41 protein-coding genes are annotated in these 22083 nt (G+C 47.0%); all 41 read left to right on the top strand.

Annotation, left to right across the window (positions count from 1 at the left end):
• The 41 genes from K331_RS31810 (at position 1) to K331_RS30890 (ending at position 22081) form a co-directional block, all read left to right on the top strand.
• Positions 1 to 192 (top strand): hypothetical protein, encoded by a 192-nt coding sequence (locus tag K331_RS31810; RefSeq protein WP_156897613.1) that lies wholly within the window; start codon positions 1 to 3, stop codon positions 190 to 192.
• A 7-nt stretch (positions 193 to 199) separates the two neighbouring features.
• A complete protein-coding gene (locus tag K331_RS0105145; RefSeq protein WP_156897612.1) occupies positions 200 to 454 on the top strand; it encodes a hypothetical protein in 255 nt (84 codons plus the stop codon).
• Positions 455 to 618: 164 nt separating this feature from the next.
• Entirely contained in the window at positions 619 to 1239 is a 621-nt protein-coding gene (locus K331_RS30900) for an ERF family protein (RefSeq protein WP_084165368.1), read from the top strand.
• A 2-nt stretch (positions 1240 to 1241) separates the two neighbouring features.
• On the top strand, positions 1242 to 1676 hold the full coding sequence (locus tag K331_RS0105135) for a single-stranded DNA-binding protein (protein WP_028589458.1): 435 nt from the start codon (positions 1242 to 1244) through the stop codon (positions 1674 to 1676).
• Positions 1677 to 1684: 8 nt separating this feature from the next.
• Positions 1685 to 2011 carry a hypothetical protein gene (locus K331_RS0105130; protein ID WP_028589457.1) on the top strand — a complete coding sequence of 109 codons (327 nt, stop codon included), beginning with the start codon at positions 1685 to 1687 and terminating at the stop codon, positions 2009 to 2011.
• A gap of 103 nt (positions 2012 to 2114) precedes the next feature.
• Positions 2115 to 2456: a hypothetical protein gene (locus K331_RS0105120; protein ID WP_036634213.1), complete on the top strand. Its 342-nt coding sequence runs from the start codon at positions 2115 to 2117 to the stop codon at positions 2454 to 2456.
• An 8-nt stretch (positions 2457 to 2464) separates the two neighbouring features.
• Positions 2465 to 3157 (top strand): hypothetical protein, encoded by a 693-nt coding sequence (locus K331_RS28935; protein WP_051289636.1) that lies wholly within the window; start codon positions 2465 to 2467, stop codon positions 3155 to 3157.
• A 10-nt stretch (positions 3158 to 3167) separates the two neighbouring features.
• Entirely contained in the window at positions 3168 to 3530 is a 363-nt protein-coding gene (locus tag K331_RS0105110; protein ID WP_028589455.1) for a hypothetical protein, read from the top strand.
• Positions 3527 to 4822, top strand: a complete 1296-nt coding sequence (dnaB, locus tag K331_RS0105105) for a replicative DNA helicase (protein ID WP_028589454.1) — start codon at positions 3527 to 3529, stop codon at positions 4820 to 4822. Before K331_RS0105110 ends, dnaB begins: the two co-directional genes overlap by 4 nt.
• Before the next feature lie 14 nt (positions 4823 to 4836).
• On the top strand, positions 4837 to 5373 hold the full coding sequence (locus K331_RS30895) for a hypothetical protein (RefSeq protein WP_051289634.1): 537 nt from the start codon (positions 4837 to 4839) through the stop codon (positions 5371 to 5373).
• Positions 5370 to 5909, top strand: coding sequence for a hypothetical protein (locus K331_RS0105095; RefSeq protein ID WP_028589452.1), 540 nt, complete (start codon positions 5370 to 5372; stop codon positions 5907 to 5909). The genes K331_RS30895 and K331_RS0105095 overlap by 4 nt, the downstream gene beginning before the upstream one ends.
• A 68-nt stretch (positions 5910 to 5977) precedes the next feature.
• The gene (locus K331_RS0105090) at positions 5978 to 6526 is read left to right on the top strand and encodes a dUTP diphosphatase (protein WP_028589451.1); all 549 of its coding nucleotides are present in this window, start codon (positions 5978 to 5980) and stop codon (positions 6524 to 6526) included.
• Positions 6523 to 6738 carry a hypothetical protein gene (locus K331_RS0105085; protein WP_028589450.1) on the top strand — a complete coding sequence of 72 codons (216 nt, stop codon included), beginning with the start codon at positions 6523 to 6525 and terminating at the stop codon, positions 6736 to 6738. Before K331_RS0105090 ends, K331_RS0105085 begins: the two co-directional genes overlap by 4 nt.
• A complete protein-coding gene (locus K331_RS28930) occupies positions 6735 to 6989 on the top strand; it encodes a hypothetical protein (RefSeq protein WP_084165345.1) in 255 nt (84 codons plus the stop codon). Before K331_RS0105085 ends, K331_RS28930 begins: the two co-directional genes overlap by 4 nt.
• Positions 6990 to 7043: 54 nt before the next feature.
• Positions 7044 to 7907, top strand: coding sequence for a DNA cytosine methyltransferase (locus K331_RS0105075; protein ID WP_028589449.1), 864 nt, complete (start codon positions 7044 to 7046; stop codon positions 7905 to 7907).
• A 42-nt stretch (positions 7908 to 7949) separates the two neighbouring features.
• Positions 7950 to 8408 (top strand): class I SAM-dependent methyltransferase, encoded by a 459-nt coding sequence (locus K331_RS0105070; RefSeq protein WP_028589448.1) that lies wholly within the window; start codon positions 7950 to 7952, stop codon positions 8406 to 8408.
• Between the two features lie 111 nt (positions 8409 to 8519).
• Entirely contained in the window at positions 8520 to 8801 is a 282-nt protein-coding gene (locus K331_RS0105065) for a hypothetical protein (RefSeq protein WP_028589447.1), read from the top strand.
• A 55-nt stretch (positions 8802 to 8856) separates the two neighbouring features.
• Positions 8857 to 9084 (top strand): hypothetical protein, encoded by a 228-nt coding sequence (locus K331_RS0105060; protein ID WP_028589446.1) that lies wholly within the window; start codon positions 8857 to 8859, stop codon positions 9082 to 9084.
• A gap of 26 nt (positions 9085 to 9110) precedes the next feature.
• Entirely contained in the window at positions 9111 to 9365 is a 255-nt protein-coding gene (locus K331_RS0105055; protein ID WP_028589445.1) for a hypothetical protein, read from the top strand.
• Positions 9362 to 9730 (top strand): HNH endonuclease, encoded by a 369-nt coding sequence (locus K331_RS0105050; protein WP_028589444.1) that lies wholly within the window; start codon positions 9362 to 9364, stop codon positions 9728 to 9730. Before K331_RS0105055 ends, K331_RS0105050 begins: the two co-directional genes overlap by 4 nt.
• Positions 9727 to 10149, top strand: a complete 423-nt coding sequence (locus K331_RS0105045; RefSeq protein WP_028589443.1) for a hypothetical protein — start codon at positions 9727 to 9729, stop codon at positions 10147 to 10149. Before K331_RS0105050 ends, K331_RS0105045 begins: the two co-directional genes overlap by 4 nt.
• Positions 10142 to 10588, top strand: coding sequence for a hypothetical protein (locus K331_RS0105040; RefSeq protein WP_028589442.1), 447 nt, complete (start codon positions 10142 to 10144; stop codon positions 10586 to 10588). Before K331_RS0105045 ends, K331_RS0105040 begins: the two co-directional genes overlap by 8 nt.
• A 2-nt stretch (positions 10589 to 10590) precedes the next feature.
• Complete coding sequence (locus tag K331_RS0105035) at positions 10591 to 10818, top strand: hypothetical protein (protein WP_028589441.1); 228 nt, start codon at positions 10591 to 10593, stop codon at positions 10816 to 10818.
• A 66-nt stretch (positions 10819 to 10884) separates the two neighbouring features.
• A complete protein-coding gene (locus K331_RS31805; protein WP_156897611.1) occupies positions 10885 to 11061 on the top strand; it encodes a hypothetical protein in 177 nt (58 codons plus the stop codon).
• Entirely contained in the window at positions 11062 to 11307 is a 246-nt protein-coding gene (locus K331_RS0105025; RefSeq protein ID WP_028589440.1) for a hypothetical protein, read from the top strand.
• 20 nt (positions 11308 to 11327) lie between these two features.
• A complete protein-coding gene (locus K331_RS32930) occupies positions 11328 to 11450 on the top strand; it encodes a hypothetical protein (protein WP_264177744.1) in 123 nt (40 codons plus the stop codon).
• 256 nt (positions 11451 to 11706) lie between these two features.
• Positions 11707 to 12096, top strand: a complete 390-nt coding sequence (locus K331_RS0105015) for a hypothetical protein (RefSeq protein ID WP_028589439.1) — start codon at positions 11707 to 11709, stop codon at positions 12094 to 12096.
• Positions 12097 to 12114: 18 nt separating this feature from the next.
• Positions 12115 to 12468: an ASCH domain-containing protein gene (locus K331_RS0105010; protein ID WP_028589438.1), complete on the top strand. Its 354-nt coding sequence runs from the start codon at positions 12115 to 12117 to the stop codon at positions 12466 to 12468.
• Positions 12465 to 12845 (top strand): YopX family protein, encoded by a 381-nt coding sequence (locus K331_RS28925; RefSeq protein ID WP_051289632.1) that lies wholly within the window; start codon positions 12465 to 12467, stop codon positions 12843 to 12845. The genes K331_RS0105010 and K331_RS28925 overlap by 4 nt, the downstream gene beginning before the upstream one ends.
• The gene (locus K331_RS28920) at positions 12842 to 13051 is read left to right on the top strand and encodes a hypothetical protein (RefSeq protein ID WP_051289630.1); all 210 of its coding nucleotides are present in this window, start codon (positions 12842 to 12844) and stop codon (positions 13049 to 13051) included. The genes K331_RS28925 and K331_RS28920 overlap by 4 nt, the downstream gene beginning before the upstream one ends.
• Before the next feature lie 74 nt (positions 13052 to 13125).
• Positions 13126 to 13605: an ArpU family phage packaging/lysis transcriptional regulator gene (locus K331_RS0104995; RefSeq protein WP_051289628.1), complete on the top strand. Its 480-nt coding sequence runs from the start codon at positions 13126 to 13128 to the stop codon at positions 13603 to 13605.
• Positions 13606 to 13800: 195 nt separating this feature from the next.
• Entirely contained in the window at positions 13801 to 14076 is a 276-nt protein-coding gene (locus K331_RS28915; RefSeq protein WP_036634207.1) for a hypothetical protein, read from the top strand.
• 86 nt (positions 14077 to 14162) lie between these two features.
• A complete protein-coding gene (locus K331_RS0104985) occupies positions 14163 to 14588 on the top strand; it encodes a terminase small subunit (RefSeq protein WP_028589436.1) in 426 nt (141 codons plus the stop codon).
• Positions 14585 to 15895 carry a PBSX family phage terminase large subunit gene (locus K331_RS28910; protein ID WP_084165343.1) on the top strand — a complete coding sequence of 437 codons (1311 nt, stop codon included), beginning with the start codon at positions 14585 to 14587 and terminating at the stop codon, positions 15893 to 15895. Before K331_RS0104985 ends, K331_RS28910 begins: the two co-directional genes overlap by 4 nt.
• Positions 15889 to 16092, top strand: coding sequence for a hypothetical protein (locus tag K331_RS0104975; protein ID WP_028589435.1), 204 nt, complete (start codon positions 15889 to 15891; stop codon positions 16090 to 16092). The genes K331_RS28910 and K331_RS0104975 overlap by 7 nt, the downstream gene beginning before the upstream one ends.
• Positions 16092 to 17837: a portal protein gene (locus K331_RS0104970; RefSeq protein ID WP_028589434.1), complete on the top strand. Its 1746-nt coding sequence runs from the start codon at positions 16092 to 16094 to the stop codon at positions 17835 to 17837. Before K331_RS0104975 ends, K331_RS0104970 begins: the two co-directional genes overlap by 1 nt.
• A 70-nt stretch (positions 17838 to 17907) precedes the next feature.
• Positions 17908 to 18687, top strand: a complete 780-nt coding sequence (locus tag K331_RS0104965; protein ID WP_028589433.1) for a hypothetical protein — start codon at positions 17908 to 17910, stop codon at positions 18685 to 18687.
• Between the two features lie 14 nt (positions 18688 to 18701).
• Entirely contained in the window at positions 18702 to 19667 is a 966-nt protein-coding gene (locus tag K331_RS0104960) for a N4-gp56 family major capsid protein (protein WP_028589432.1), read from the top strand.
• A 42-nt stretch (positions 19668 to 19709) separates the two neighbouring features.
• The gene (locus tag K331_RS0104955) at positions 19710 to 20027 is read left to right on the top strand and encodes a hypothetical protein (protein WP_028589431.1); all 318 of its coding nucleotides are present in this window, start codon (positions 19710 to 19712) and stop codon (positions 20025 to 20027) included.
• A gap of 42 nt (positions 20028 to 20069) precedes the next feature.
• On the top strand, positions 20070 to 20654 hold the full coding sequence (locus K331_RS0104950) for a phage adaptor protein (protein ID WP_028589430.1): 585 nt from the start codon (positions 20070 to 20072) through the stop codon (positions 20652 to 20654).
• The gene (locus K331_RS30890; protein ID WP_051289626.1) at positions 20651 to 22081 is read left to right on the top strand and encodes an SGNH/GDSL hydrolase family protein; all 1431 of its coding nucleotides are present in this window, start codon (positions 20651 to 20653) and stop codon (positions 22079 to 22081) included. The genes K331_RS0104950 and K331_RS30890 overlap by 4 nt, the downstream gene beginning before the upstream one ends.
• Positions 22082 to 22083: the final 2 nt, after the last annotated feature.

The raw sequence follows: 22083 nt of genomic DNA, 5'->3' as shown, positions 1-22083 counted from the left end.
ATGGATAGGTTTGAGCGAGGTCTTCACGATCCACAAGATAGCGAAACAGAAGTACATCCTTGTGCTGCTGATAATTGTCCTAATGACATACCAACGGGCTATACAGGGTGGGATTGTGGCGGCGAAATATGTTGCTCTGCTGAGTGTGCAGCTAAACACATGGGCGCAGAAGAAATAACGGTAGGTGAATGAGATGTACATGGCAGTGAGGATTAAAGCAAGTGATGCATTTGAAGACATTTCCGCGCTTAATCTAGTAGGTGGAACATTGGTAGAGGGTAAGTATCCGAAGTTTGCTTTCCCAAGCCAAGCGCATAGACAGGAATACGACCGGATAAGAAAGCAAATTAAAGGAGGGAAGACGGATGCTGGACAAGTTGAATCAAGCAATAACAAAGCTGGAAAACCTCCCGTCCAATACCGGACTAAGGTCGGTTTGCAGCGACTTGAATGATATATCGGACTTTATAAGATTTGATCTCAATGTCGTGCTGGACAACTTGCGAGAGTTGAAGAGTGAGCTGGAAAAGAAAAATGACACTGGTTGCAGCCAATGTCAACAACAAAATTAATAAACAATTTACGGAAACTATATCACGGGATTGGGAGGATGTAAAGATGTCGGATGAAGTGAAGTTGAATCTATATCAAAAAATCAGCGCTGTCATGCGTGATGTGGAGTACCTTTCTAAAGATGACAAGGTGGAGTTCGGAAACACCAAATATAAGGCGATCAGCGAGGAGAAAGTAACCGCTACCGTGCGTGCTAGTTTGATCAAACACGGGCTTGTCGTACTTCCTGTTGCTCAGACTCACACCAAGGACGGAAACCTTTCAACGGTTGATGTTACGTACAAGATCGTTGATATCGAGACAGGTGAGCACGAAACCATAGTTTCCTCTGGTACCGGAGTGGATAGCCAGGACAAGGGTGTCGGCAAGGCCATGACCTACAGCTACAAGTATTTGTTCCTTCGTACTTTTGCGATCCCAACAGGCGAAGATCCGGACAAGGTGAGTAGTGCTGAACTGGATGAAAAGCAGCGAATTGAGCGCGAGAAGGCCGCGGCTGCTGATGCCAGGGAAATGAAGGCAATCGAGATTAAGTGGAATTTATTATCCGGCAACACAGAAGGTATGCAGGAATGGATTGATAGCATGCTGCAAAAGGGCCATACCTTGGAACAATTACATGACAAGCTTGCTCAACGACTAATTGAAAAACAGAAGGAGAAATAGACATGTCAATCAATAGAGTGGTACTAGTGGGGCGCTTAACCAAAGATCCTGAATTGCGTTATTCACCAATTGGAACAGCGGTAACAAATTTCACACTTGCTGTGGACAGAGCTTTCAAATCACAGGACGGACAAGACGCCGACTTTATCCCTGTGGTGGTATTTAAGCAAGCTGCCGAAGCATCAGCTAACTATCTCAGCAAGGGTCGTCTAGTTGGCGTAGAAGGCCGTATACAGGTTCGTAGCTATGAGGATGATGAAGGTCGGCGCCGATACGTAACGGAAGTTGTAGCGGACAATGTACGCTTTCTGGAGTCATCACGTAATGACCGGAGGCAAGGTGACCCTAACGATCCACCAGCAAGACAGTATGATAAAGACCCTTTCAAAGATGACGGTAAACCTATTGACATAGACGATGATTCCTTACCATTTTGAGGTGACCAATGGAACTAACTAATGTAACTAATGAACTGTACGAAGCCTCTAAACGCCTTGGGAATTCAGCGGATGCGCTGTTTTCCTTAGGCAAGTCCAAGGCTGAGACAGAGAGAGATTACCGAATGGAGTTAGCGAAGGAAATGTTTCGGCTGCGCCAGGACAAAATCCCGGTAACTTTAATACCCGATCTAGCAAGAGGGAACGTACATGAACACTTGTTCAAACGAGACTTGGCAGAAACACAGTTCCAAGCTGGGATCAAAGCCGCCGACGCCATAAAAGTACAAGTATCCGCACTTCAAAGTCTCTTAAAAATACAGACTGACATCTGAGGAGGAATGAACATGATACCCCTGGCAGGATATGTGATTGCACTTGGGTTGGTATTGATAGTAGAGGTATGTGTGTTGGTCCGGAAGTCCGAACGGTGGCTACATGAGAAAAATTGATTACGGGTATCATCCTGTCGATAAGCCAGCCCCATCAAAGCGCGTGAAGCTCACACAGAAGAAGAAGGGCGAGATAAGCACAACAGTAGATAGACAGCTTAAGGAGCGTTCACACGGCCTCTGCGAGCTTTGTAACGGGGCTAGAGCGACGGAGCGGGCGCATCTTACTGGACGCAAGCAAATTGACCATAAGACCAAGGTAACGGACCTGATACACCTTTGTACGTCATGCCATGATTGGCTGGATGAAAATCCAGACGGGATCAAAGCGCGGAACTTCATGGCACGGGCAATTAATACGGTGTTGGCACATCAAGCAATTAAGTAGGTGGTGACATGGACGGATGGATTAAGCTCCATCGCAAAATTCAAGACCATTGGATCTACCAGGAGAAAAGGAAGTTTTCTCGCTATGAAGCATGGCTGGACATGATCATGATGGCGAACCACAAAGGCAACAGATTTTTGCATGGTAATGAGCTGATCGACGTTGAACGTGGTCAGTTCGTTACCTCAGAAATTAAGCTCATGGACCGTTGGGATTGGGGCAAAAACAAAATTCGACTTTTCTTCGACTTGCTGGAGAAAGACGGAATGATTACCCGAAAAGCGGACCGCAAACGAACCACGATAACCATATGTAACTACGGGCTTTATCACGATTCGGATACCGAAGACGGACCACAGGCGGACCACAGGCGGACCACGGACGGACCACAAGCGGACACAAACAAGAATGATAAGAAAGAAAAGAATGATAAAGAAGATATATCTAACTGGATCAAAACTTATCAAATCAAATGCAAAGGGATATACGAACTGGAACGAGCGGAATCATATATCGGTGTTCTTGAAATGCCATTAATCGAATTGTACATGAAGAAGTCGGAAGGGAAGTCTGTACGGTACTTTGAGACGATAGCAAACGATTCTATCCAAAAGGGGATTCGCACATTGGACGACTGGAAGTCCAAGAACGAAGCGAAGCAACCCGCACAAGACCGTTTAGACTTCTTGAACGACATGTAGGAGGTACGCCATGGAAAGAGAGGATGCGAAGAAGTTATTCCGAAAGTTGGCTGCGAGCTATCCGAACTGGAAGGTTAATCAGGAGATCGCTGAGAACTGGCTAGAGGAATTGGAGCAAGCGGACGCTGAACATTGCTGGGCGAATGCCAAGGAGCACATCCGAGAGAGCAAATATGCACCTTCGATAGCGGAAATAGTGAAAAGGAACGAACGAATCCTAGCTGAACGCGAGATAGAGAAGACACGTGAGATGATCCGGAAAGAAGATAACGAGCGCGAGAGTGCGCCGAGACTCACGCCGTGGAAGCGAGAGGGCATGACTCGTGAACAGTGGATGAAGAAGACGATTGCTGCAGCTAAGGGAAAGCAATGAACTACTACAACCTAGAAGCTGAGCAAGCTGTACTTGGCGCGGTACTGCTCAATAGGGACATCATCTACGAAACGACACTTACACCAGAAGACTTTTATCACGAATCTCACCAGAAGATTTTCGCCGCAATGCTTGAGGTAAGGGACCAGGAAAAGAACATTGATATCGTCACCCTATCCTATCAGTTAAGGGACAATCTGCAGGACGTAGGAGGCACAAAGTATCTACTGGACATGTGTAATGCTGTGCCGACTACTGCAGATACCGCTAACTATGAGCGCATCGTCAAGGATCGTTACCTGATGCGCCTATCAATGACAAAGCTAAAAGAGATTTACAGCGGTGAAATGGATGATCCGCAGGAAATTGCTAATGAGCTTACAGACTTGATAGAGGCTATCACAGATCAAAGTAAGACGGTAGACGCGTGGAAGCACATCAAAGACGGGTTGCTACAGCATGCAGACGTGATCAGTGACAAGAAAGAAAGCGGCATACCGACAGGCGCAGCAACAGCAGGGATCGACCTTGATAAAATAACAGGTCGTTGGAAGTCTCAGACGCTTAATATAGTCGCCGCAAGGCCGTCTATGGGCAAGACAGCCTACCTACTAAACAACGCCGTTAGAAACGCTTCTGAGGGCCTTACAGTCGCAATATTCTCGCTAGAGATGGACGAGCTACAACTTTACGACCGGATGATAGCCGCAGAATGCCATATTGACGGCAAGAGGATACAAGATGGGGCGCTCAGAGATGACGAATGGGAGACATACACACTTGGGCTATCGCGGCTGGCTGGCTTGGATATCTGGATTGACGATAGACCAGGGCTAAGTATCCACGAGATTAGGACAGCGGTACGCAAGTTGAAAAAGAAGCGTCCTAACCTGATCGTATATATCGACTACCTGCAGTTGATCAAAGGCGGTAAAAAGTTCGAGAACCGCAGCCGCAATGATGAAGTTGGCTATATTAGCTCCAGCCTCAAGCAGATGGCACGGGAGAATGAGTGTCCAGTAGTAGCGCTTGCCCAGCTTAGTAGATCCGTAGAGCAGCGCCAGGACAAACGTCCAATGATGAGTGATCTTCGTGAGTCGGGAAACATCGAGCAAGACGCAGACATCATCATGTTTCTATACCGAGATGACTATTACAACCAAGAGACTGAGAAGAAAAACATCATAGAGATGATCGTATCGAAGAACCGCAACGGAGCTACAGGTGTAGCGGAAATGGTGAATCTGAAACAGTATGGGAAATTTGCGCACTATGAAAGAGCCTACGTGTGAAGGGAGGCGACGAAATGGGGAACAAGATGACTCCAGAGATTGCAGCGGTACTCAAAAAGAACGGATTATCATACGACACTTATCTCGGCCGTCTATCCAGAGGGTGGAAGCCAGAGAGAGCGATGACGGAACCCACAAAAACACAGGTACTTGATAAGTGGAGAGGGCAGAAGGAAGTTGCGGAGGCTCACAGTATATCATATTCCACTTTCATGCGGAGGATTAAGAGTGGCATGGCGCCAGAAGAGGCCGCGACTGCCCCGAAGAAAGCTAACTTCATTCAGGATCGCAAGAAATCACAAGATGAAAGAGGGAAGTACAAAAAAAATTCCAGACGGAATATTTATATAGCTTGTGAAGAGATGGATTTTACATGGGACCCTGCAGAAGTCAGAGAATTTGAGCGAATGTGGAAATCGGGAGTCAGCGTTAAAGAAATGGGTGTTCACTTCAACAGAGACCCAGATGAAGTGTTAGTTCTTGCGGTGGACAGAATGCAGCATGGAACAATCCAAAAACGTCCTAGAGGGGCATTAGGGGTGATGGCATGACAAGGTTTGTAGGAATAGACCCAAGTACAAAAACAGGAATATGCATCCTGGATACTAACGGCAATGTGCTAGATGCATACGAGATAGAAAAAGAAGGCAAGGACCCGGAACGCATGGCTTCAATCATCGACGAAACAATAAGCAACGTTGAGCACGGGGACGTGGTAGCCATAGAGGGCTTTGGTTTCGGATCAGGCTCAGGATTCATCCTTGGCGGTATTGGTTGGGGAATGCGGATGGAATTGTACAACCGAAATATCAACTATCTTGAAGTAGCGCCGAGCGCACTTAAAAAGTTCGCAAGCGGCAAGGGCAATATAAACAAAGATGTGTTGGCAGTTGAAATATTCAAACGTTGGGAGTATGAACACGCCTCCGACAACGTGCGAGACGCATTTGTTTTGGCTCAGATCGCGCGCGCGGCCCGAATGGGTACATCGACCACCCAATTTCAGAAAGACGTCATACAAACGATTCTAGCACCTCCAGAAGAGAAGGCGGAAAAGAAGAGTAAGAAACGGAAGAAAAAAGCATAGAATCACATCGGATGACATTCGGACTAATTTGATTAATTCATATAACAACGTATAAAGGAGATTATGAAATGAGCCTATCTGAACTGTTTGAGATGCAACGTGTACTAGATGAGAGAATCGTGAAGGAGAAGGGCCTTGAGGGGCAAGAATTGCTGCCACAGAAGATACTAGCCCTCCAGGTGGAGTTAGGCGAATGTGCGAATGAATGGCGTGGATTCAAATTCTGGAGCGACAACCAGCGTGCGCGAACATGGCAGATCAGAAATGTCATGTTAGAACACGGTCCTAGTCAAGAACATTACAGTCCACTCTTAGAAGAATATATCGACTGCCTACACTTCATACTTTCGATCGGAATTGAACTTGGAATTGTAGATGAAGAAGAGCTTTGGGATACATCAGATATTGTACCGACTGTATCCGATGAAGGTGCGATTAGGAACTTCCAAGTAATATATCAGTTTTTGTCACCAGAAATGGATGTTCATGACTGGTTCACGATTATCGAATATTTCATTGGTCTCGGGCAACAATTCGGGTTCCCGTGGAATGAAATTGAAGAAGCTTACAAAGCCAAAAACGCCATCAATCACGAGCGGCAGGACACAGGCTATTGAAACAGATCAAAGGATATGAAGACTACTACATCGACGAATCGGGAGCGGTATACAGCAACCGCAAGGGGTCATATAAGCCTCTCAAAGAAGCAAACGGCAGGGTTAGACTGGTCAACCCGGAGGACTCATCCAAACGCAAGATATTGCGCGTGTCGAGGTTATACATGCAAGCCTATAACAAACTATTGCCACGAAAGGTGGATGAACGATGAAAGTACACATAGAGAACAACCTTTATCTTGAATCAGACAACATGCAGTTCATGCTTCGGGAGTATACCGGGAAAACGGATGGCGCAGGAAAGGAACTGTTTAAGTCTCACGGATACTTTTCATCTGCCGAGGGAGCTATGAAGAAAGTGCTCAAGATGAAGATATCTGAAAGCACTGCTACGAGCCTACAGGAGCTTATTACAGAGGTTGAATCCATCAAGCAATACATTGAGTCCAAAATCGGGTTTTGATGGCTGCATGAGGCTTATTTTGGCCCATTTGAGATAAAGGAGGGAGACAGCAGCATGATAACAGCCAAGAGCTATTTCAGCGGAGCGGGCGGCATGGACTTGGGACTTATGGAAGCAGGCATCAATGTTATTGAATCATTCGAGATAGACAAAGTAGCCTGCGACACGCTGCGGCAGAACTTCGGGCATGCGGTCAATGAATCAGACATAACCAAAATCACTGTGCTGGATCAGCAGGACGCAGATGTGTACGTAGGGACGTTTCCCTGCACCAAGTACAGCACGATAGCAGATATACACGGCACGCGGACGGGAGATGACTTGTTCCTGCATTTCTTCCGACATGTGGCACTGGCACAGCCCGAGGTGTACGTAGTGGAGAATGTACCGGGGATGAAGAAATTCCAAGTAGTCATGGAGTGCCTGACCAAGCTGCCAAATTACTACGTCAGGGTAGAATGCCCGGTGAATGCGAATATGTGGCTACCGCAAGAGCGGAAACGGCTAATTGTGATCGGAACCAAGAAGCCCATTCATCACCTACCCTATCCGGACGAAACGCCGATCAGCATGAAAGACATCATCGACGTAGGCACTGAGGTATACGCCCCGGAGTACGTCCAGAAGCGATTGAACGGTGGATACAGGGACTTACCTATCATTACTGGTTTGGATGGCAAAGCGCCTACCTGTGTGGCTCATTACGCTAAAGATAGATCGACCCGGCTAGTAGATGACGGGCAGTCTATCAGACCTTATTCCGTGAGAGAGTATGCGCGTCTGCAAGGGTTCCCTGACTGGTTCCGTTTTTCGGGGTCGGACAATGATGCTTATCGCCAGATTGGTAATGCCGTAGCGGTGCCAATGGGCAGATGGGTCGGGGCGGCGATCAAGGAGTATTTTGAAAAAGCGGTTTGAGGGGATATAACACATCCCCTATACCACCAAAGGAGCGAGAATATGAAACGAGTACTGGACGCTTGCTGCGGCAGTCGGATGTTTTGGTTTGATAAAGAGCATCCAGACGTCGTGTATGCAGATAACCGGGAATTGAGCGACACACTATGCGATGGACGGACGCTTAACGTGTCGCCAGATGTGATTGCGGATTTCCGCAGCATGCCATTTGCAGACGAAACGTTTTACATGGTGGTGTTTGATCCACCACATTTGCTCAAGGCTGGCGACGAATCGTGGTTGGCCAAGAAGTACGGCAGGCTGGATCAGGAGACGTGGCAAGAGGACATCAAGCAGGGTTTTGCCGAGTGTATGCGAGTCCTCAAACCGAACGGAACTTTGATTTTCAAATGGAACGAAGATCAAGTGAGTCTAGCGCAACTTAAAAAGTTATTTCCGCAGCCACCGTTATTCGGCAATAAGCGGAGCAAGACGCATTGGATTGTGTTTATGAAGGACTAATAACGGGGTTTCATCCCCTATACCCCATATACCAAACCATTTGAGGGATGAGGCTTAACAGCCTCTTACCCTACCCTATATCCCTATAACCAACAAAAGGAGCGATTTGAGATGGATAAAGATGTTTTGTGGAGCGAAGATTTGGAATTCGCATACGGACGCACGGCGGACTTTAGCGACAAGGCGGATTTTATTGCCCATGTAAAGAGCTGGCACGCAGACATAACGGGCGAACGGTGTGATGTAGTGGACGTGGAAGTATGCACTGGAATGTACACGGATCAGTCCCTAGAAGCGGAAAAGGTAGTGCTCCTGAAATACACCAACGTACAGATAGAGAACTGGTATGTAGGACGGATTGAAGAGCCAGAGAAAGTCGAAGAAACCGATTGATATAGGGGCCTACGGGCCTCTCTATAACCCAATAACCCATAGGAGTGATAACCAAATGGCAAACATTGAAGGCATGGCATACAAGTTTCAAGTGATCAAAGGAACTGATATAGACAATCTGCCGCACGAATCGAAAGTCGCTCTTGGTCACATTGTTGAAGAGGTCGTCGATAACCGCAGGGCAGAGGGCAAGCCAATTAACAGCTACTTAGTGATTAACACAGACGAACCATATGCGGACGAAGTAATAGAGATCATGAAACGGCATGGTCATTGGGGCTAGGGCCTTAACAGGGAGGGATATACACTATGCAAGATTACGAGAAACACGGTAATCATGTAGTCCTGACAGCCAAGAATGCTCAGGAAACCATTGAACTGGCACTTGCTCATATTGCTGCAGATGAACGCGACAAGGCTCGTAGTAAGGCGTTTGAGGATTGTACAGCGTATTGGAAAACTGAGATTGAGAAGATTCATGCATTTGGAGCGCCGCCAAGGGCGCAGCTATCAAAGATATTGGCATTGTTCCACATAGAGGTTAGGGAGGAAGAACACTCATGAACAAGAAGCGTCGAGCGATTTATGAAAAGACGGGAGGACGCTGCTTCTACTGTGGTTGTGAGTTGGGTGAAAAAGGCTGGCATGCAGATCACGTAGAGGCAATTCGGCGCAACTGGTGGACCGATACCTGCATTAACCCACATTTGGATCACGATGATAACAAGGTTCCGGCGTGTGCATCATGCAATTTACAAAAGGGACCGCTGACAATTGAGCAGTTCAGGGACAAGGTTACTGGATTCGTACACTCTCTTAATAGCTACCACAATCAATATATCGTAGCCAAGAGATACGGCTTGGTACAGGAGACGGGCAGAGCAGTGCAATTTTGGTTTGAACAGCAGGAAGGAGGTACAGGGGCATGAGTGAACGGACATATAAATTGTTGGATGGATCAGAATTGATTTGTACAGAGGAAGGTGTACTATTCCACCGATTGAAATCAGGCTTCAAGGCGATTACTACAGACCCCAATAATAAATATATGGAATTACTGTCCCTAATAGACAGTCTTCAAGAAAAACTTACAGCAGGGGAAAAGCGTGAAAAATGGTGGGCAGAGAGAGACGAAGTAAAGACAGTCGAATTAGGCGAGTTAAACAGGCAATTACGCGTTAAGGAGCAAGAACTAGAAGAGGTGAAACGAGGTACGTCAATCATGGAAAACTATCTGCATGAGTTTATGCATGAAACGTCCAATATCGTGACTCAGAGACAAATAATGAATGTGCTAATCGAAGCGGTTGGAAGAGAAAAGTTATTTGGGGGCATCATCCATGAGTGAACGTATAGAAGAGATCAAAAAGGCACTGGCAGACGCTGACGCATCTCTGATAATCAAGGCTCCTGAATACATCTCTTATCTACTCAAGGAGCTAGAAACAAAAGACTTCACAATCCGAAGCCTGGAACATAACCGCGCTCTGTTGAGCAAGGAGCTAGAAGAGACACATAAGCAGTCTGCCAAGTGGGAAAAAGCATTTGATAACGCAGACAAGCAATACCTAAAGATGGAGCATGAAGCAGCGGAGCTACGACGGCAGCTTACAAGTAAGGCTGACAAGTTGGCAGAGGCACAACAGACCATAACCCGATACAAGGCGGCATTGGAAGAAATCAATAACGCTAGAGGCGAGTATGCAGGCGTGACGTGTCGAGTGATAGCGAGAGGGGCATTAGGAGGATTAACCGCACCTCAATCAAAGGTTAGAGAGGATGAATGAGAATGAAAGAATATATCCTGGTACGGGACAATTCAGAGGAGCAGTATGAATTTGCGAAGTTGCTTGCAGACGGATCAGATTCTTCCGACTATGTAGATGATATCAAAGAAGCCACGGTCTTTAATACCTACAGTGAAGCGTCCAGAGAACGCATTGATGATGAATATTTAGGTGAGTTGGAATACGACGATAAAGGCAAGATTTCAGGCTTCAAAAAGGTAGAGGGATAACCATATCGTTAAACCCAACAAAATGCTTGGGTAGGGCTCAGGGTTCTACCCGTAAGGAGGATATACATGGACAAACAGGAGTTCATCGGAGAATTAGACATAATGATACGAGGGCTCGAAAAATTGCAAGCGAGAGCCGCTGATTGCAAAGACAAACGTGAGGCCAACAGGCTGCTGGGTAAGATCGAGGGAGTTGAATTAGCCCGAGACCACGCCAAACAATGGCTTGGGGAGGATATATAGATGACCAAATCACTCTTATCAGAGATCAGACAAATAGAAAAGCTTGAACAGGTACTTAAAGAAGGATGGGACATGAGCAATCCGTGTAATAATCACTTTCTCAAATTGGCACAAGAGAAAAAAGAGATGAAAAGGATGCGCCAAGCGTTACAACAGATCATCAACGTCACAAAGGGCAGCCCAGCCTACACCACAGGGGCTAAGGCTCACTATAACAGCCTCTTACCCTACCCTATATCCCTATAAAACCAAAGGAGCGAATGAATATGTTCACAGAAACCAATGACCGTAAACTGCTGAGAGAGATCGGATACGAAGAAGATCTGCTTGCAACCATGACCGACGAAGATTGTGAGGCAGAGGTGCAGGAACTGCCATATAACGCCTAAATAGGGGCCTACGGGCCTCTCTATAACCCATAAGGAGTGATAAAGCCATGCAGATACCAGAGCAAGGAAATGGACTTGTAGTGCTGATGCAAGATGAGCGTGGATATCTACAATTGCGGGACAACCTATCGCGTTTCTGGTGCGCTTGTGGGATGCCAGCAGTTCACTATAACGAACGTGCGCTACCTCAGTACAAATTCTGCTGTAGCAAATGCGATTCGTAGGTCTTAGGGCCTTAACAGGGAGGGATGTCAATATGTTTACCAGCAATGTCAAGACAGAGAACGGATTGAATCTCGTCATTATTTTTGAGAAATCGTCTGTTGTATTCAGTTTGGAAAAGAACACTGAATCATGGATGCATCAATTCAAATTTGATCCACAGACGTTTAACGACCTGTATCAACATCTGGAATGCTTTTCTCGGAAGGTCTGGCCTAATTTGATCGCCAAGCCAGCGACCAGTCATGGAACAGATTATGAAGAATATTACGACAAAGAACTGGACAACAACGGCTACCTGAGAATCGAACCCAACACATTAATGATCGAAAGGCCCTCTAAAGAAAGTTTGAGATTGTACAGGTTCAACAAAGCAAAGATGCAATCATTCTTGTTCGACTTAGATCAAATTATCAAGGGGTAACAGGGAGGGATATACACTATGCAAGGACTGATAATCAAGCCTAAATGGGCTGACTTGATACTAGATGGATTCAAGACGTGGGAGATTCGCGGCAGCCGCACGCATAAGCGCGGAACGATTGGCATCATCAAGAGTGGGAGCGGCAAGGTCTATGGTCAAGTAGATCTTGTGGACTGTTTGCCTTGTCCGGTTGACGTTTTCGGTGCCAATTTTAATAAGCATTGCATCAAGGACACTCGCGTTGCTTATCATTACAATCAGGCTTGGGCGTGGGTGTTTGCTAATCCGGTCAAGTATCCTGAGCCAGTGCCGTATGTACACCCACAAGGAGCGGTTATCTGGGTCAATTTAGGGGAGGAAGAACACTCATGAGAGAGATTAAATTCCGCGGAAAAGACATAAACGGCACATGGCATTATGGACTTTTAGCAGAATCTCAGGGATTTGCTGGACAACCACAGGCTGGAACATACATTTCTAATGGTGGTGGGTATCCGTGGGCGTACCAAGTGCGACCTGAAACAGTAGGTCAATACACAGGGCTACCAGACGAGAATGGAACTGAAATTTACGAGAAGGATAGATTCCAGCATGAGAACGATGTTGGAACTGTAGTATTCAGAGGTGGAATGTTTTGCGTGGAGTGGGATACTCCGTACACATGGGGAAAAGATGTTTTGCTCTGGAAATTGCATGATGGCGGTAGAGTTGTGTCTAAACAACATGAGTTAGGAGGTACAGGGGCATGAGTAATGAAACAGTAAAAGCCAAGACACATTGGGTATGGACTGCCAAAGCGGAGCGTGAAAACCCTCAACGATCTGTGGAAGGCAGAGAAGTATGGTCACATTACCTTCAAAACGCGCCAAAACGATGGCTGGATGATGGATTGATACAGGATGCAAGCGAGTATGAGGGTAAAGGACAAGCGGATTTATTCGATTATTTGATGTAATTATGCAGCAAAGTGGCAAAAATCACGGGGGAAATACCCTGAAACGCGAATAAATATGTAAAAGGGGTGTGTATATGACGAATGAAGTGTTCCAGATCGCCTTTCCTGGCACCGAGATAGACGAGAAAGCTACATTCGAGAGAGTTGAAAAGGAACTGGTCACGGCAGCTCTCTATAAACGGTTCGGATTCATCCGGAAAGAGATCCGTAACACACCAGCCTATGAGTACAGAGAGTCAGCGCGGACAAACGAGATCAGCAAGCCAGCAGAAGACGCTGCTGTATACAACGTAGATGGGGCTGAGAGGGCGCAGAAGACGTATGACAGGGTTATGATGGCTATCAGCCGACTAAAGCACACACACCGCGAAATCATCACTATGAGGTATATGTCGGACCCTGAGCCATATGACATTAATGTCTGGAGTGAACTGAATCTCTCGGAGAGCACATACTTCCGATTGAAGAACAAAGCTCTATCTGAACTGGCATATGCATTGCGTCTGGAAGTCGTGGTAAAGCCTGAGAGTGACAGTGATTTGACAGTATCTTGACAGTAATCTGACAGGGTATTAGGCGAAAAACGTGATAAAATGTTAATAGGTAAAGGTAACACAATAATCACTCGTGACCTTCATCGTTCATGAGTGACACAAGGTGACAAGCGGATAACACCGCAAAATATAAAGGAGGGTAGCGCTTATGCGCTGCTCTTTTTGTTTTGCCAATAAAAGAACTGGAGGAAAGATATGCAACCAACAGTCGGAAGAATTGTATATTACAAATCATATGGAACACCGAACGGAGAGTTTGTGCCAGAGGATCGAGCGGCTATAGTAACAGGGGTAGTTAATGATAGTACGGTGCATTTGTGCGTGTTAAATCCAACAGGAATGTACTTTAACTTGAATGTTGAACAAGGAAATGACGGAGGTCAGTGGGACTGGATGCCTTTCCAAAAAGGACAGGCTGCCAAGACTGAGGAATTCGCGAAGTTGCTTGAAACAAAAGTTATGCCACTGTAGAAAACGAAACAACATCCCGCAATCTATCACCTGAAAAGCTGAGAGGTGACAGCGAAGTAGGGTGCACGGGAGGAAGGAGGTAACAGGTGACGACGGAAAAGCAAGAGACATTCATTCGTGAGTACATGGTGGATTTAAACGCCACACAGGCAGCTATAAGAGCTGGATACAGTCCAAAGACAGCAAGTGAACAAGGATCGCGGCTGTTATCGAATGTTAAGGTTCGCGCGCGTATAGATGAATTAATATCGGCTCGCAAAGAAAAGTTGGAATTAGATGCAGAGTGGGTTCTAAACCGACTAATGCAGGTAGCCAATCAATCTATGAAGGCTGAGCCTGTGATGAAATGGGATTACGAGTCTAGAAGCATGGTAGAGACAGGGGAATATACATTCGACAGCAGCGGGGCGAACAAGGCGTTAGAACTCATAGGGAAGCATCTGGCGATGTTTAAAGATAAGGTGGAGCACAGTGGAAGTGTTGGTGTTACGATCGTAGATGATATCAAGTGAAGCTATCAAATGTGATCGCATCGTCATTTCATAGTGTGCATCTGGACATTAAACGAGGTGACCACACTCACTATTGGTTGGGTGGAGGGCGAGGTAGTACAAAGTCGTCGTTTGTGGCTATAGAAATCATACTTGGTATCATGTCCGATCCTAATGCAAATGCGGTTGTTCTGCGTAAGGTGAAGGATACATTGAAAGAATCGGTGTTTGAACAGCTTACGTGGGCCATAGAGACACTAGGTGTCGAAGATTACTGGCACATACCGGAGGCTAAGTTAGTCATCACATACAAGCCTACAGGCCAAGAGATACGATTTAGAGGCGCAGACAAGCCCAAGAAGATAAAGTCAATGAAATTTAGTCGGGGGTACACCAAGTTCATCTGGTACGAAGAGGTGGATGAGTTCACCGGCATGGAAGAGATCCGTATGATCAATCAATCACTGATGCGTGGTGGGCCTGAGTTCAGGGTGTTTTACTCGTACAACCCGCCAAAGAGTTCGAACAACTGGGTTAATGCTGAGGTTAAACTCACTCGTGATGATCGGTTATCACACCATAGTACGTACTTGTCTGTTCCGCGTGACTGGCTGGGCCAGCAGTTCATAATTGAGGCTGAGCACCTCAAAACAACCAAGCCTATGGCGTATCAACACGAATACTTGGGAGAGGTGACAGGTACGGGCGGCGAGGTGTTTGACAATGTGCAGATTCGCAAGATTAGCGACGAAGAGATACAGGACTTCTACAACTTGCGGCGCGGTTTAGACTTTGGTTACGCTGTCGACCCGCTGTCATATACAGTAATGCATTACGACCGCAAGTATAAGAGGCTTTATATATTCCATGAGTTGTACAAGGTAGCTTTATCTAACTACGCTGCGTTCGAACACATAAGGAAAGAGAATAGGCTCAATGATCTGGTTAAGGCGGATAGCGCTGAACCGAAGAGCATTAATGAACTTATACAGTATGGATTGAAGGTTATGGGGGTAAAAAAAGGGCCTGACTCGATAGAGTTTGGTATAAAGTTCCTGCAAAGCCTTGAGGCGATCGTTATTGACGACCAGCGATGCCCGGAGACTGCGCGGGAATTTTTAACTTATGAACTGGACAAGGATGCGAACGGTAACTTTAAGGCTAAGTTCCCGGATCGCAACAACCACTCTATAGACTCTGTTCGGTATGCGCTGAATGATGATATGTGGGATTTTGTGGAGCGCGAGAAAGAGAAACACAGAGCGCCTACGCCGTTCCCGTTCCGGACGGATGATGATAATGCAGGAGGTGAGTACGTCGAATGGTAGAAGGAGCTACACAACTGGGTGAGTTGCTGAAATTACCTGACTTGGAAGATGAGACAAAGGTGCTCATCAATAAGAAACTGAGAGAGCTGATAGATCCTATCAAGCCGCCTCAGCCACTTACAGCAGCTCAGCAGCAGGAAATGCAGAGCCTGATGAGTGAATACCTGAACGGAGCGGCGAAAGAAGGTGAGAAGTGATGCAAGAGACTATGGCAGCGGATAAGCTGGCTGGTGAAATCGAAAAGCAATATAAAGACGGCCTGTCCTATTTACGTAGGATGGGCTTTTTAGATAAGTGGCCTCAATACGAGCGCTTTAAAGCTGGTGACCAGTGGCCTGCTGCTACTCAGCGTACCAAACACCTGCCACGTCCAGTGTTCAACGTCATAAAGATGATTGAGACACACAAGGTCGCTAACGTCATGAGCGAGCAGATAAAGATGCTCTACAGCCTGCAAGAGTCGCCACAACAGGAAACAGAAGAAGACCCGGGGGATTTATTCTCGCGCAATTCAGATGCTACCTGGGAGCGTGTTAAACAGGATGAGTTAAATGAGGAAGCGCTCGATACAGCGTCCAATACAGGTACAGCTATCTGGCACTACTACTGGAATAACGACATCAAAGGCGGTAACGAGTATCCATATATCGGTGAAATGGAGGGCGAGGTACTTGATCCTATCAATGTGTTTTTCGGCAATCCTCAGCAGCGCAGGGTGCAGAAGCAGCCGTACATCCTTATATCTGCCCGTGAACTGGTTGATAATGTCCAGAAGTACGCACGGGCAAACGGTGTATCTAAAGAGATGGTTGGGCAGATCAAGCCAGATAAAGAGACACAGGATCAAGGGTATGACATGGCCCGAGTGGAACTTAACGACAGCAGCAAGGTAACAGTAGTCACTCGCTACTGGAAGGGTAAGGACAAGCGAACAGGGGAGGACAGGGTGTATTTCTGCAAGGTCGCTAGCGGTATAACCATTAAACAGCCGACTGACACAGGACTATCGCTGTACCCGATCGTTGTTATGCAGTGGGACCGTCGTAAGAAGTCTATACACGGTGTAGGAGACACAGAAGGGCTTATCCCTAACCAGAAGGCAGTGAATACACTGGTGGCTATGCAGATACTGTCTGTGCATCTTACAGGGTGGCCTAAGTTGATATACAAGCCTGGAGCGATTAACCCTAGCAAGGTGACCAATGCACCGGGAGAGATGATAGAGGACAATTCGCCACCAGGAAGCAAAGGCGTTGATTACCTCAATCCCGGCCCAATGAGTGCCAACGCAGCTAATTTGGTAGAGGCGATACTAGGGTATACCCGGCAAATGACCGGAGCGGATGAGGCGGCGACTGGATCAGCACCCAGTGCAGACCTTAACGCTACGGCTATTATGCTGCTACAAAAGGCCGCTGCAATCCCTATAGAGTCTATCAAACGCCGTTTTTACCGTGCTATAGAGGACATAGGACGCGTCTGGGAGGACTTCTGGAAGGTTAAGTATAATCTTCCTCGCCAAGTGATGCTGAAAGATGATGACGGCGAAGATATGCCGACAATGTTCGATGGATCACAGTATCAAGGCATGGAGTTTAACCTGAAGATAGATGTAGGGCCTTCATCAACCTATTCCGAGTCCCTTGTAGTATCAGGGCTTGAGAATGCCTTAGCAGCTGGACACATCACGTATGAGCAATATCTCAAGTACATGCCTAAAAACACTGTACCGTATCGTGACAGCCTGCTTAAGGAGATTGACGAGAGCAAGGGTATTGTCGGTATGTTGGAGCAGGCAGTGCAAAGCATGTCGCCTGAGGAACGGGCGCAGTTTGACACGTTAGATCCACAAGGACAGATGACGGTGCTTACTAGCGTTATCGCACCACCACAACCAGTAATACCGCAACAGACCATGCCGCAACCAATGGCGATGGTGTAACGGGCTCAGGGTGAGAATCCTTGGGCCTTATTTATATTTGCTCCAACCATAGAGCAAGGAGGAATTAAACATGGAAGACGTAAACGTACCCGCCAACCATAGCGGTGAAGAAGTTACAGAAACACCCGTAGAGCAACAGGTAGCCGAAGGGCAACAACCCCCACCACAGGAAGAGCCTAAAGGCCTGACAGTCAAGTACAACAAGGAAGAACGCTTCGTGCCAGAGGATGAGGTGCCGAATTGGGTCCAAAAGGGACTGAATTACGACAAGGTATCCGAAAAAGCCCAGCAAGCCGAGCAGTTCCAGCAGCAACTTGACCGTGTAGCGAAGTTCTACGGATATGAGAACCACGAGCAGTATATGACAGCACTGGAACAAGCGGAGATGGACAAACGCATCCAAGAAGAAGCAGACAAGCTTGGTGTGGATGAAATGGTCATCAGAGACCACCTACAGCCGCTGAATCAAAAGGTTAGTGAGTATGAACGTCAACTACGCGAGTTGAAAGAAGCCGACGCTTTGCGGCAGGTAGAGGCTCAAATAGCAGCAATGGAAAAGGACACAACGCAATACCCGGATTTCGCAAAGCACAAGAATGATGTTATTACGCTAGCCGCTACACGTGGCTATTCGCTTGATGACGCGTACAAAATCTACACCTATGACGAACGGGTGAACACGGCGCGTGCGGAAGCTGAGCAAGCAGCAATAAGGAAACTACAAAACAATGCCGATAGCTCAACAGGTCCATTGGGGGCGGACAGTCCAGAACAGGTAGGCGGATATGCTGCCATGTCTGCGGCTGAACGCAAAGCCTTCCGCGACCGTGTGAAAGCTGGGCAAACTTGAGGAGATGATTACTAATGGCAACAAATGTACAAGGTTATAACGCAACATCGGGCGTAAATGCCCTAACAGCAGAACAACACACTTACTATCAAGATGCGATGCTTGAGCGCCTTACGCCTGAACTGGTATGGACACAATTCGGGGAGAAGAAGAACATCCCGAAACGCAAAGGTGCTACAACAAACTTCCGTCGCCTGAATTCGCTGGCGGTGTCTACAACGGCTTTGACCGAGGGTGTTACACCTGATGGCGTGGATCTGGATATCACGCCTATCAATGCTACAGTGAAAGAGTATGGCAACTGGACAAAAATTTCTGAGTTCATTAACATGACGGGCTTCGACCCACTCATGACCGAAGTGTCTGAGCTCATGGGTGAAAACGCTGGTGAGTCTATCGATATCATCACACGTGATATCCTGTCTGCTGGTACAAACGTGCTGTACGCCAACAGCAAGACGTCTCGCGCTACTGTTGCAGCTGCTGACAAGATCACGGCTTTGGACATCCTCAAGGCCCGTAGAACGCTGCGTAACGCCAAGGTTAAGCCTCTACGCCTTCCGAATGGCGGTGGCACTGGTTACGTGGCATTGATCCCTGTTGATGTCGCTACGGACCTTATGCAGACCGACGAATGGAAGAAAGCGAACGTAGAGAACAACACCAAGCATTTCATGGATGGTGTAATCGGAAAGTTGTACGGTATCTGGTTCATCGAAGTGGATAATGGTGTTGTGTTTGACGCAGCTGGTGCGTCGAGTGCGGATGTTTACGGCACGATCTACTTAGGGCGTGGAGGTTATGGTATTCCAGATGTGGAGGGCAGCTCGAAACCAGACATCATCGTGCATCCAGCAGGATCTGGTGGCGTGTCTGATCCATTGAACCAATTTAACACAGTCGCATGGAAGTGCGCATTCACAGTTGTACGGCTGCAAGAACTAGCAATCCTGCGTTACGAATCCGGTGCAACAACCTAATCTTTGGAGCCTTCGGGCTCCTTTTAACTTGGAGGGATATAAATGTCCGAAGAAATCGTAGAAAAGCAAGAAGTTGGAGAAAAGAAACTAGAAAAAAGAGCTAAAGCAGCCGAAAAAACGATGCTTCAAAAGCTGAGAGCAATGAAAAAAGTAGAAATCACCATCCCTGACGACACACAGAACCCGGGTGACAAAGTGGTGCCTATCAGTGTTAATGGCGTCATTTACACCGTACCGCGTGGCATACCAACAGAAGTACCAGAAGCGGTGGCTGAGGTGTGGCGCGACTCATACAACCGCACACGCGCAGCCAACCAACGTATTGAGGATAGTGTCAACAAAGAAGTTAAGATCATGTAGAACGGCCCACAACGGGCCTTTTTTGTTTGGGGGTGAGACGGAATGCAGTTGCATGAAATACTGGAAGAGATATCCGAGAAGTACCCGCATGGGCTATCAAACGATAGTGTGATCCGCAAGATTAATCAAGTTCAGAATGAGTTATTTCGAACAACATGGCGCATCCGCAGCATGGCGATATTCAACCTGCAGACCAATGTATTTGCCTATAAGTTACCATTCCCACAGACCTCATTATTGAGCGTGGTTATAAACGGTATGGAGTACATGTACCAGGATAGCAAACACAAGTCCAACATCCCGTTTTATTATTTCATCGGCACGGACGGATTGGGCATATATCCCACGCCAACAGAGGATATAGAGAATGGAATATCCATGTTTTACTACATCACACCAACGCAATTATCTACTGCAGACCTTTCCGCGACCCCTGAACTTGATGCAGACTTTCACATGTTGCTGGTGTACGGAGCCCTGGTGCAGATCTGCGAGGCGTTTAATGATGTGGCTATGGTCAATAACTACACAGCAAAATATAACGGTATCCTCGAAGAGTTTCACAAGGCCAATGACGAAACTCCTGATTACATGGTGATCGAGGATGCTTTTGGAGGTCTACTATGAGCAAAAGTTCAGTCAATATCGCTCAACAATATATAGATGGTGGCGTGATCCCGAATGTGCTTGGCGCTAACTCGCCAGGCAATCACTCATCCAAGCACTTGCAAACGGGTACTGATCCGATACCGTACGCAACAACATCCATGGGTGGATTAATGAGTCCAGTCCATGTGACGAACATTAATCAAGTCGAGGAAACTATACGCCTCAAAGCAGATAAGGGGTATGTAGATAACTTAGTGTCCAGTGTCGCCAGCGGGTCCCCAAAGGGCGTATACGCGACGTTGGCCGCTCTACAAGCCGCTTTTCCGATGGGTAACACCAATACCTATATCGTTAACGCGGACAGTAATTGGTACTACTGGAATGGCTCTGCATGGACTGCAGGAGGGTTGTATCAATCCTCGGGTTTAGCGGAGGGAAGTGTCACGCCGGACAAAACATCTTTCTTAATCCCTGAGCGGATTAATTATGTGAATAAAGATGCGATGGCCCAAGGGTATGTTGATACGTCCAATGGATCTATCATCTACCATGCCGGCGCTTTTACAAGCGATTTTATCCCGGTAACTCCTGGTGCAGCCTATTCCACCAATGGCACATGGACTGGCGGATACTACGACGCCAGCAAAAGCTATGTTACGGAAGTACCGTTTCGCGGCGAGAACATGGTTGTGCCGTTGGACGCAGGAATTGCTTTTGTCCGTATTGGATTTGACGCTGCCTTGCAATACAACATTGCTATGTACGTCAAAGGTCCATCCTTACCAAGCTCGTATGTACCATATGACGATTACGACATTGGATTGACCGAAAAATTCCGTAAGGCTATCAATCAGAACAGCGGCCTTTACAACCTGAAGTGGAATGCTATGGGGGACAGCATCACCGAGCCAGCTAACGCATACCACTACCAAATAGCACAGCGTACTGGGGTAATCGTACGGAACTATGGTATATCTGGAACCCATATTACCACAGCATTCAGTAACCAAGGTATGGCAGAGCGGTATGTGAACATGGATGACGATGCGGATATAATCACCGTATTCGGCGGTACCAACGATTTTGGGAATGGAGCAACAATTGGAGCGCTTGGCGACACTACAGGGTTAACTTTGTATGGCGCAATGAAAATCTTGATTGAGGGCTTGCTAACCAAGTACCCAGGGAAGCGGATCGGATTTATCCTACCAACTCCAAGGGAGGGACAAACAGCGCCAGACTCCAGCCTGAAAAACTATGTAAATGTCATCAAAGAGATGTGTGACCGTTATAGTATCCCTACACTGGACCTTTACACAGGCAGCGGATTAGCTCCTGACTTCCCTGCCGGCAAAGCAGCAGTGATTCCAGATGGGCTACACCCTAATGAGCCTGGACAAATCCTGATATCACACAAAATTGAAAGCTTCTTGCTAGGCATATAGGA

This window comes from Paenibacillus massiliensis subsp. panacisoli DSM 21345 (assembly GCF_000426545.1).
GTDB lineage: Bacteria > Bacillota > Bacilli > Paenibacillales > Paenibacillaceae > Paenibacillus > Paenibacillus panacisoli.
This window is presented reverse-complemented; position numbering and strand designations above follow the sequence as displayed.

Coding starts and splice junctions, on each gene's coding strand:
- K331_RS31810 (WP_156897613.1), top strand. CDS start 1: ATGGATAGGTTTGAGCGAGGTCTTCACGATCCACAAGATAGCGAAACA.
- K331_RS0105145 (WP_156897612.1), top strand. CDS start 200: ATGGCAGTGAGGATTAAAGCAAGTGATGCATTTGAAGACATTTCCGCG.
- K331_RS30900 (WP_084165368.1), top strand. CDS start 619: ATGTCGGATGAAGTGAAGTTGAATCTATATCAAAAAATCAGCGCTGTC.
- K331_RS0105135 (WP_028589458.1), top strand. CDS start 1,242: ATGTCAATCAATAGAGTGGTACTAGTGGGGCGCTTAACCAAAGATCCT.
- K331_RS0105130 (WP_028589457.1), top strand. CDS start 1,685: ATGGAACTAACTAATGTAACTAATGAACTGTACGAAGCCTCTAAACGC.
- K331_RS0105120 (WP_036634213.1), top strand. CDS start 2,115: ATGAGAAAAATTGATTACGGGTATCATCCTGTCGATAAGCCAGCCCCA.
- K331_RS28935 (WP_051289636.1), top strand. CDS start 2,465: ATGGACGGATGGATTAAGCTCCATCGCAAAATTCAAGACCATTGGATC.
- K331_RS0105110 (WP_028589455.1), top strand. CDS start 3,168: ATGGAAAGAGAGGATGCGAAGAAGTTATTCCGAAAGTTGGCTGCGAGC.
- dnaB (WP_028589454.1), top strand. CDS start 3,527: ATGAACTACTACAACCTAGAAGCTGAGCAAGCTGTACTTGGCGCGGTA.
- K331_RS30895 (WP_051289634.1), top strand. CDS start 4,837: ATGGGGAACAAGATGACTCCAGAGATTGCAGCGGTACTCAAAAAGAAC.
- K331_RS0105095 (WP_028589452.1), top strand. CDS start 5,370: ATGACAAGGTTTGTAGGAATAGACCCAAGTACAAAAACAGGAATATGC.
- K331_RS0105090 (WP_028589451.1), top strand. CDS start 5,978: ATGAGCCTATCTGAACTGTTTGAGATGCAACGTGTACTAGATGAGAGA.
- K331_RS28930 (WP_084165345.1), top strand. CDS start 6,735: ATGAAAGTACACATAGAGAACAACCTTTATCTTGAATCAGACAACATG.
- K331_RS0105075 (WP_028589449.1), top strand. CDS start 7,044: ATGATAACAGCCAAGAGCTATTTCAGCGGAGCGGGCGGCATGGACTTG.
- K331_RS0105070 (WP_028589448.1), top strand. CDS start 7,950: ATGAAACGAGTACTGGACGCTTGCTGCGGCAGTCGGATGTTTTGGTTT.
- K331_RS0105065 (WP_028589447.1), top strand. CDS start 8,520: ATGGATAAAGATGTTTTGTGGAGCGAAGATTTGGAATTCGCATACGGA.
- K331_RS0105060 (WP_028589446.1), top strand. CDS start 8,857: ATGGCAAACATTGAAGGCATGGCATACAAGTTTCAAGTGATCAAAGGA.
- K331_RS0105055 (WP_028589445.1), top strand. CDS start 9,111: ATGCAAGATTACGAGAAACACGGTAATCATGTAGTCCTGACAGCCAAG.
- K331_RS0105050 (WP_028589444.1), top strand. CDS start 9,362: ATGAACAAGAAGCGTCGAGCGATTTATGAAAAGACGGGAGGACGCTGC.
- K331_RS0105045 (WP_028589443.1), top strand. CDS start 9,727: ATGAGTGAACGGACATATAAATTGTTGGATGGATCAGAATTGATTTGT.
- K331_RS0105040 (WP_028589442.1), top strand. CDS start 10,142: ATGAGTGAACGTATAGAAGAGATCAAAAAGGCACTGGCAGACGCTGAC.
- K331_RS0105035 (WP_028589441.1), top strand. CDS start 10,591: ATGAAAGAATATATCCTGGTACGGGACAATTCAGAGGAGCAGTATGAA.
- K331_RS31805 (WP_156897611.1), top strand. CDS start 10,885: ATGGACAAACAGGAGTTCATCGGAGAATTAGACATAATGATACGAGGG.
- K331_RS0105025 (WP_028589440.1), top strand. CDS start 11,062: ATGACCAAATCACTCTTATCAGAGATCAGACAAATAGAAAAGCTTGAA.
- K331_RS32930 (WP_264177744.1), top strand. CDS start 11,328: ATGTTCACAGAAACCAATGACCGTAAACTGCTGAGAGAGATCGGATAC.
- K331_RS0105015 (WP_028589439.1), top strand. CDS start 11,707: ATGTTTACCAGCAATGTCAAGACAGAGAACGGATTGAATCTCGTCATT.
- K331_RS0105010 (WP_028589438.1), top strand. CDS start 12,115: ATGCAAGGACTGATAATCAAGCCTAAATGGGCTGACTTGATACTAGAT.
- K331_RS28925 (WP_051289632.1), top strand. CDS start 12,465: ATGAGAGAGATTAAATTCCGCGGAAAAGACATAAACGGCACATGGCAT.
- K331_RS28920 (WP_051289630.1), top strand. CDS start 12,842: ATGAGTAATGAAACAGTAAAAGCCAAGACACATTGGGTATGGACTGCC.
- K331_RS0104995 (WP_051289628.1), top strand. CDS start 13,126: ATGACGAATGAAGTGTTCCAGATCGCCTTTCCTGGCACCGAGATAGAC.
- K331_RS28915 (WP_036634207.1), top strand. CDS start 13,801: ATGCAACCAACAGTCGGAAGAATTGTATATTACAAATCATATGGAACA.
- K331_RS0104975 (WP_028589435.1), top strand. CDS start 15,889: ATGGTAGAAGGAGCTACACAACTGGGTGAGTTGCTGAAATTACCTGAC.
- K331_RS0104970 (WP_028589434.1), top strand. CDS start 16,092: ATGCAAGAGACTATGGCAGCGGATAAGCTGGCTGGTGAAATCGAAAAG.
- K331_RS0104965 (WP_028589433.1), top strand. CDS start 17,908: ATGGAAGACGTAAACGTACCCGCCAACCATAGCGGTGAAGAAGTTACA.
- K331_RS0104960 (WP_028589432.1), top strand. CDS start 18,702: ATGGCAACAAATGTACAAGGTTATAACGCAACATCGGGCGTAAATGCC.
- K331_RS0104955 (WP_028589431.1), top strand. CDS start 19,710: ATGTCCGAAGAAATCGTAGAAAAGCAAGAAGTTGGAGAAAAGAAACTA.
- K331_RS0104950 (WP_028589430.1), top strand. CDS start 20,070: ATGCAGTTGCATGAAATACTGGAAGAGATATCCGAGAAGTACCCGCAT.
- K331_RS30890 (WP_051289626.1), top strand. CDS start 20,651: ATGAGCAAAAGTTCAGTCAATATCGCTCAACAATATATAGATGGTGGC.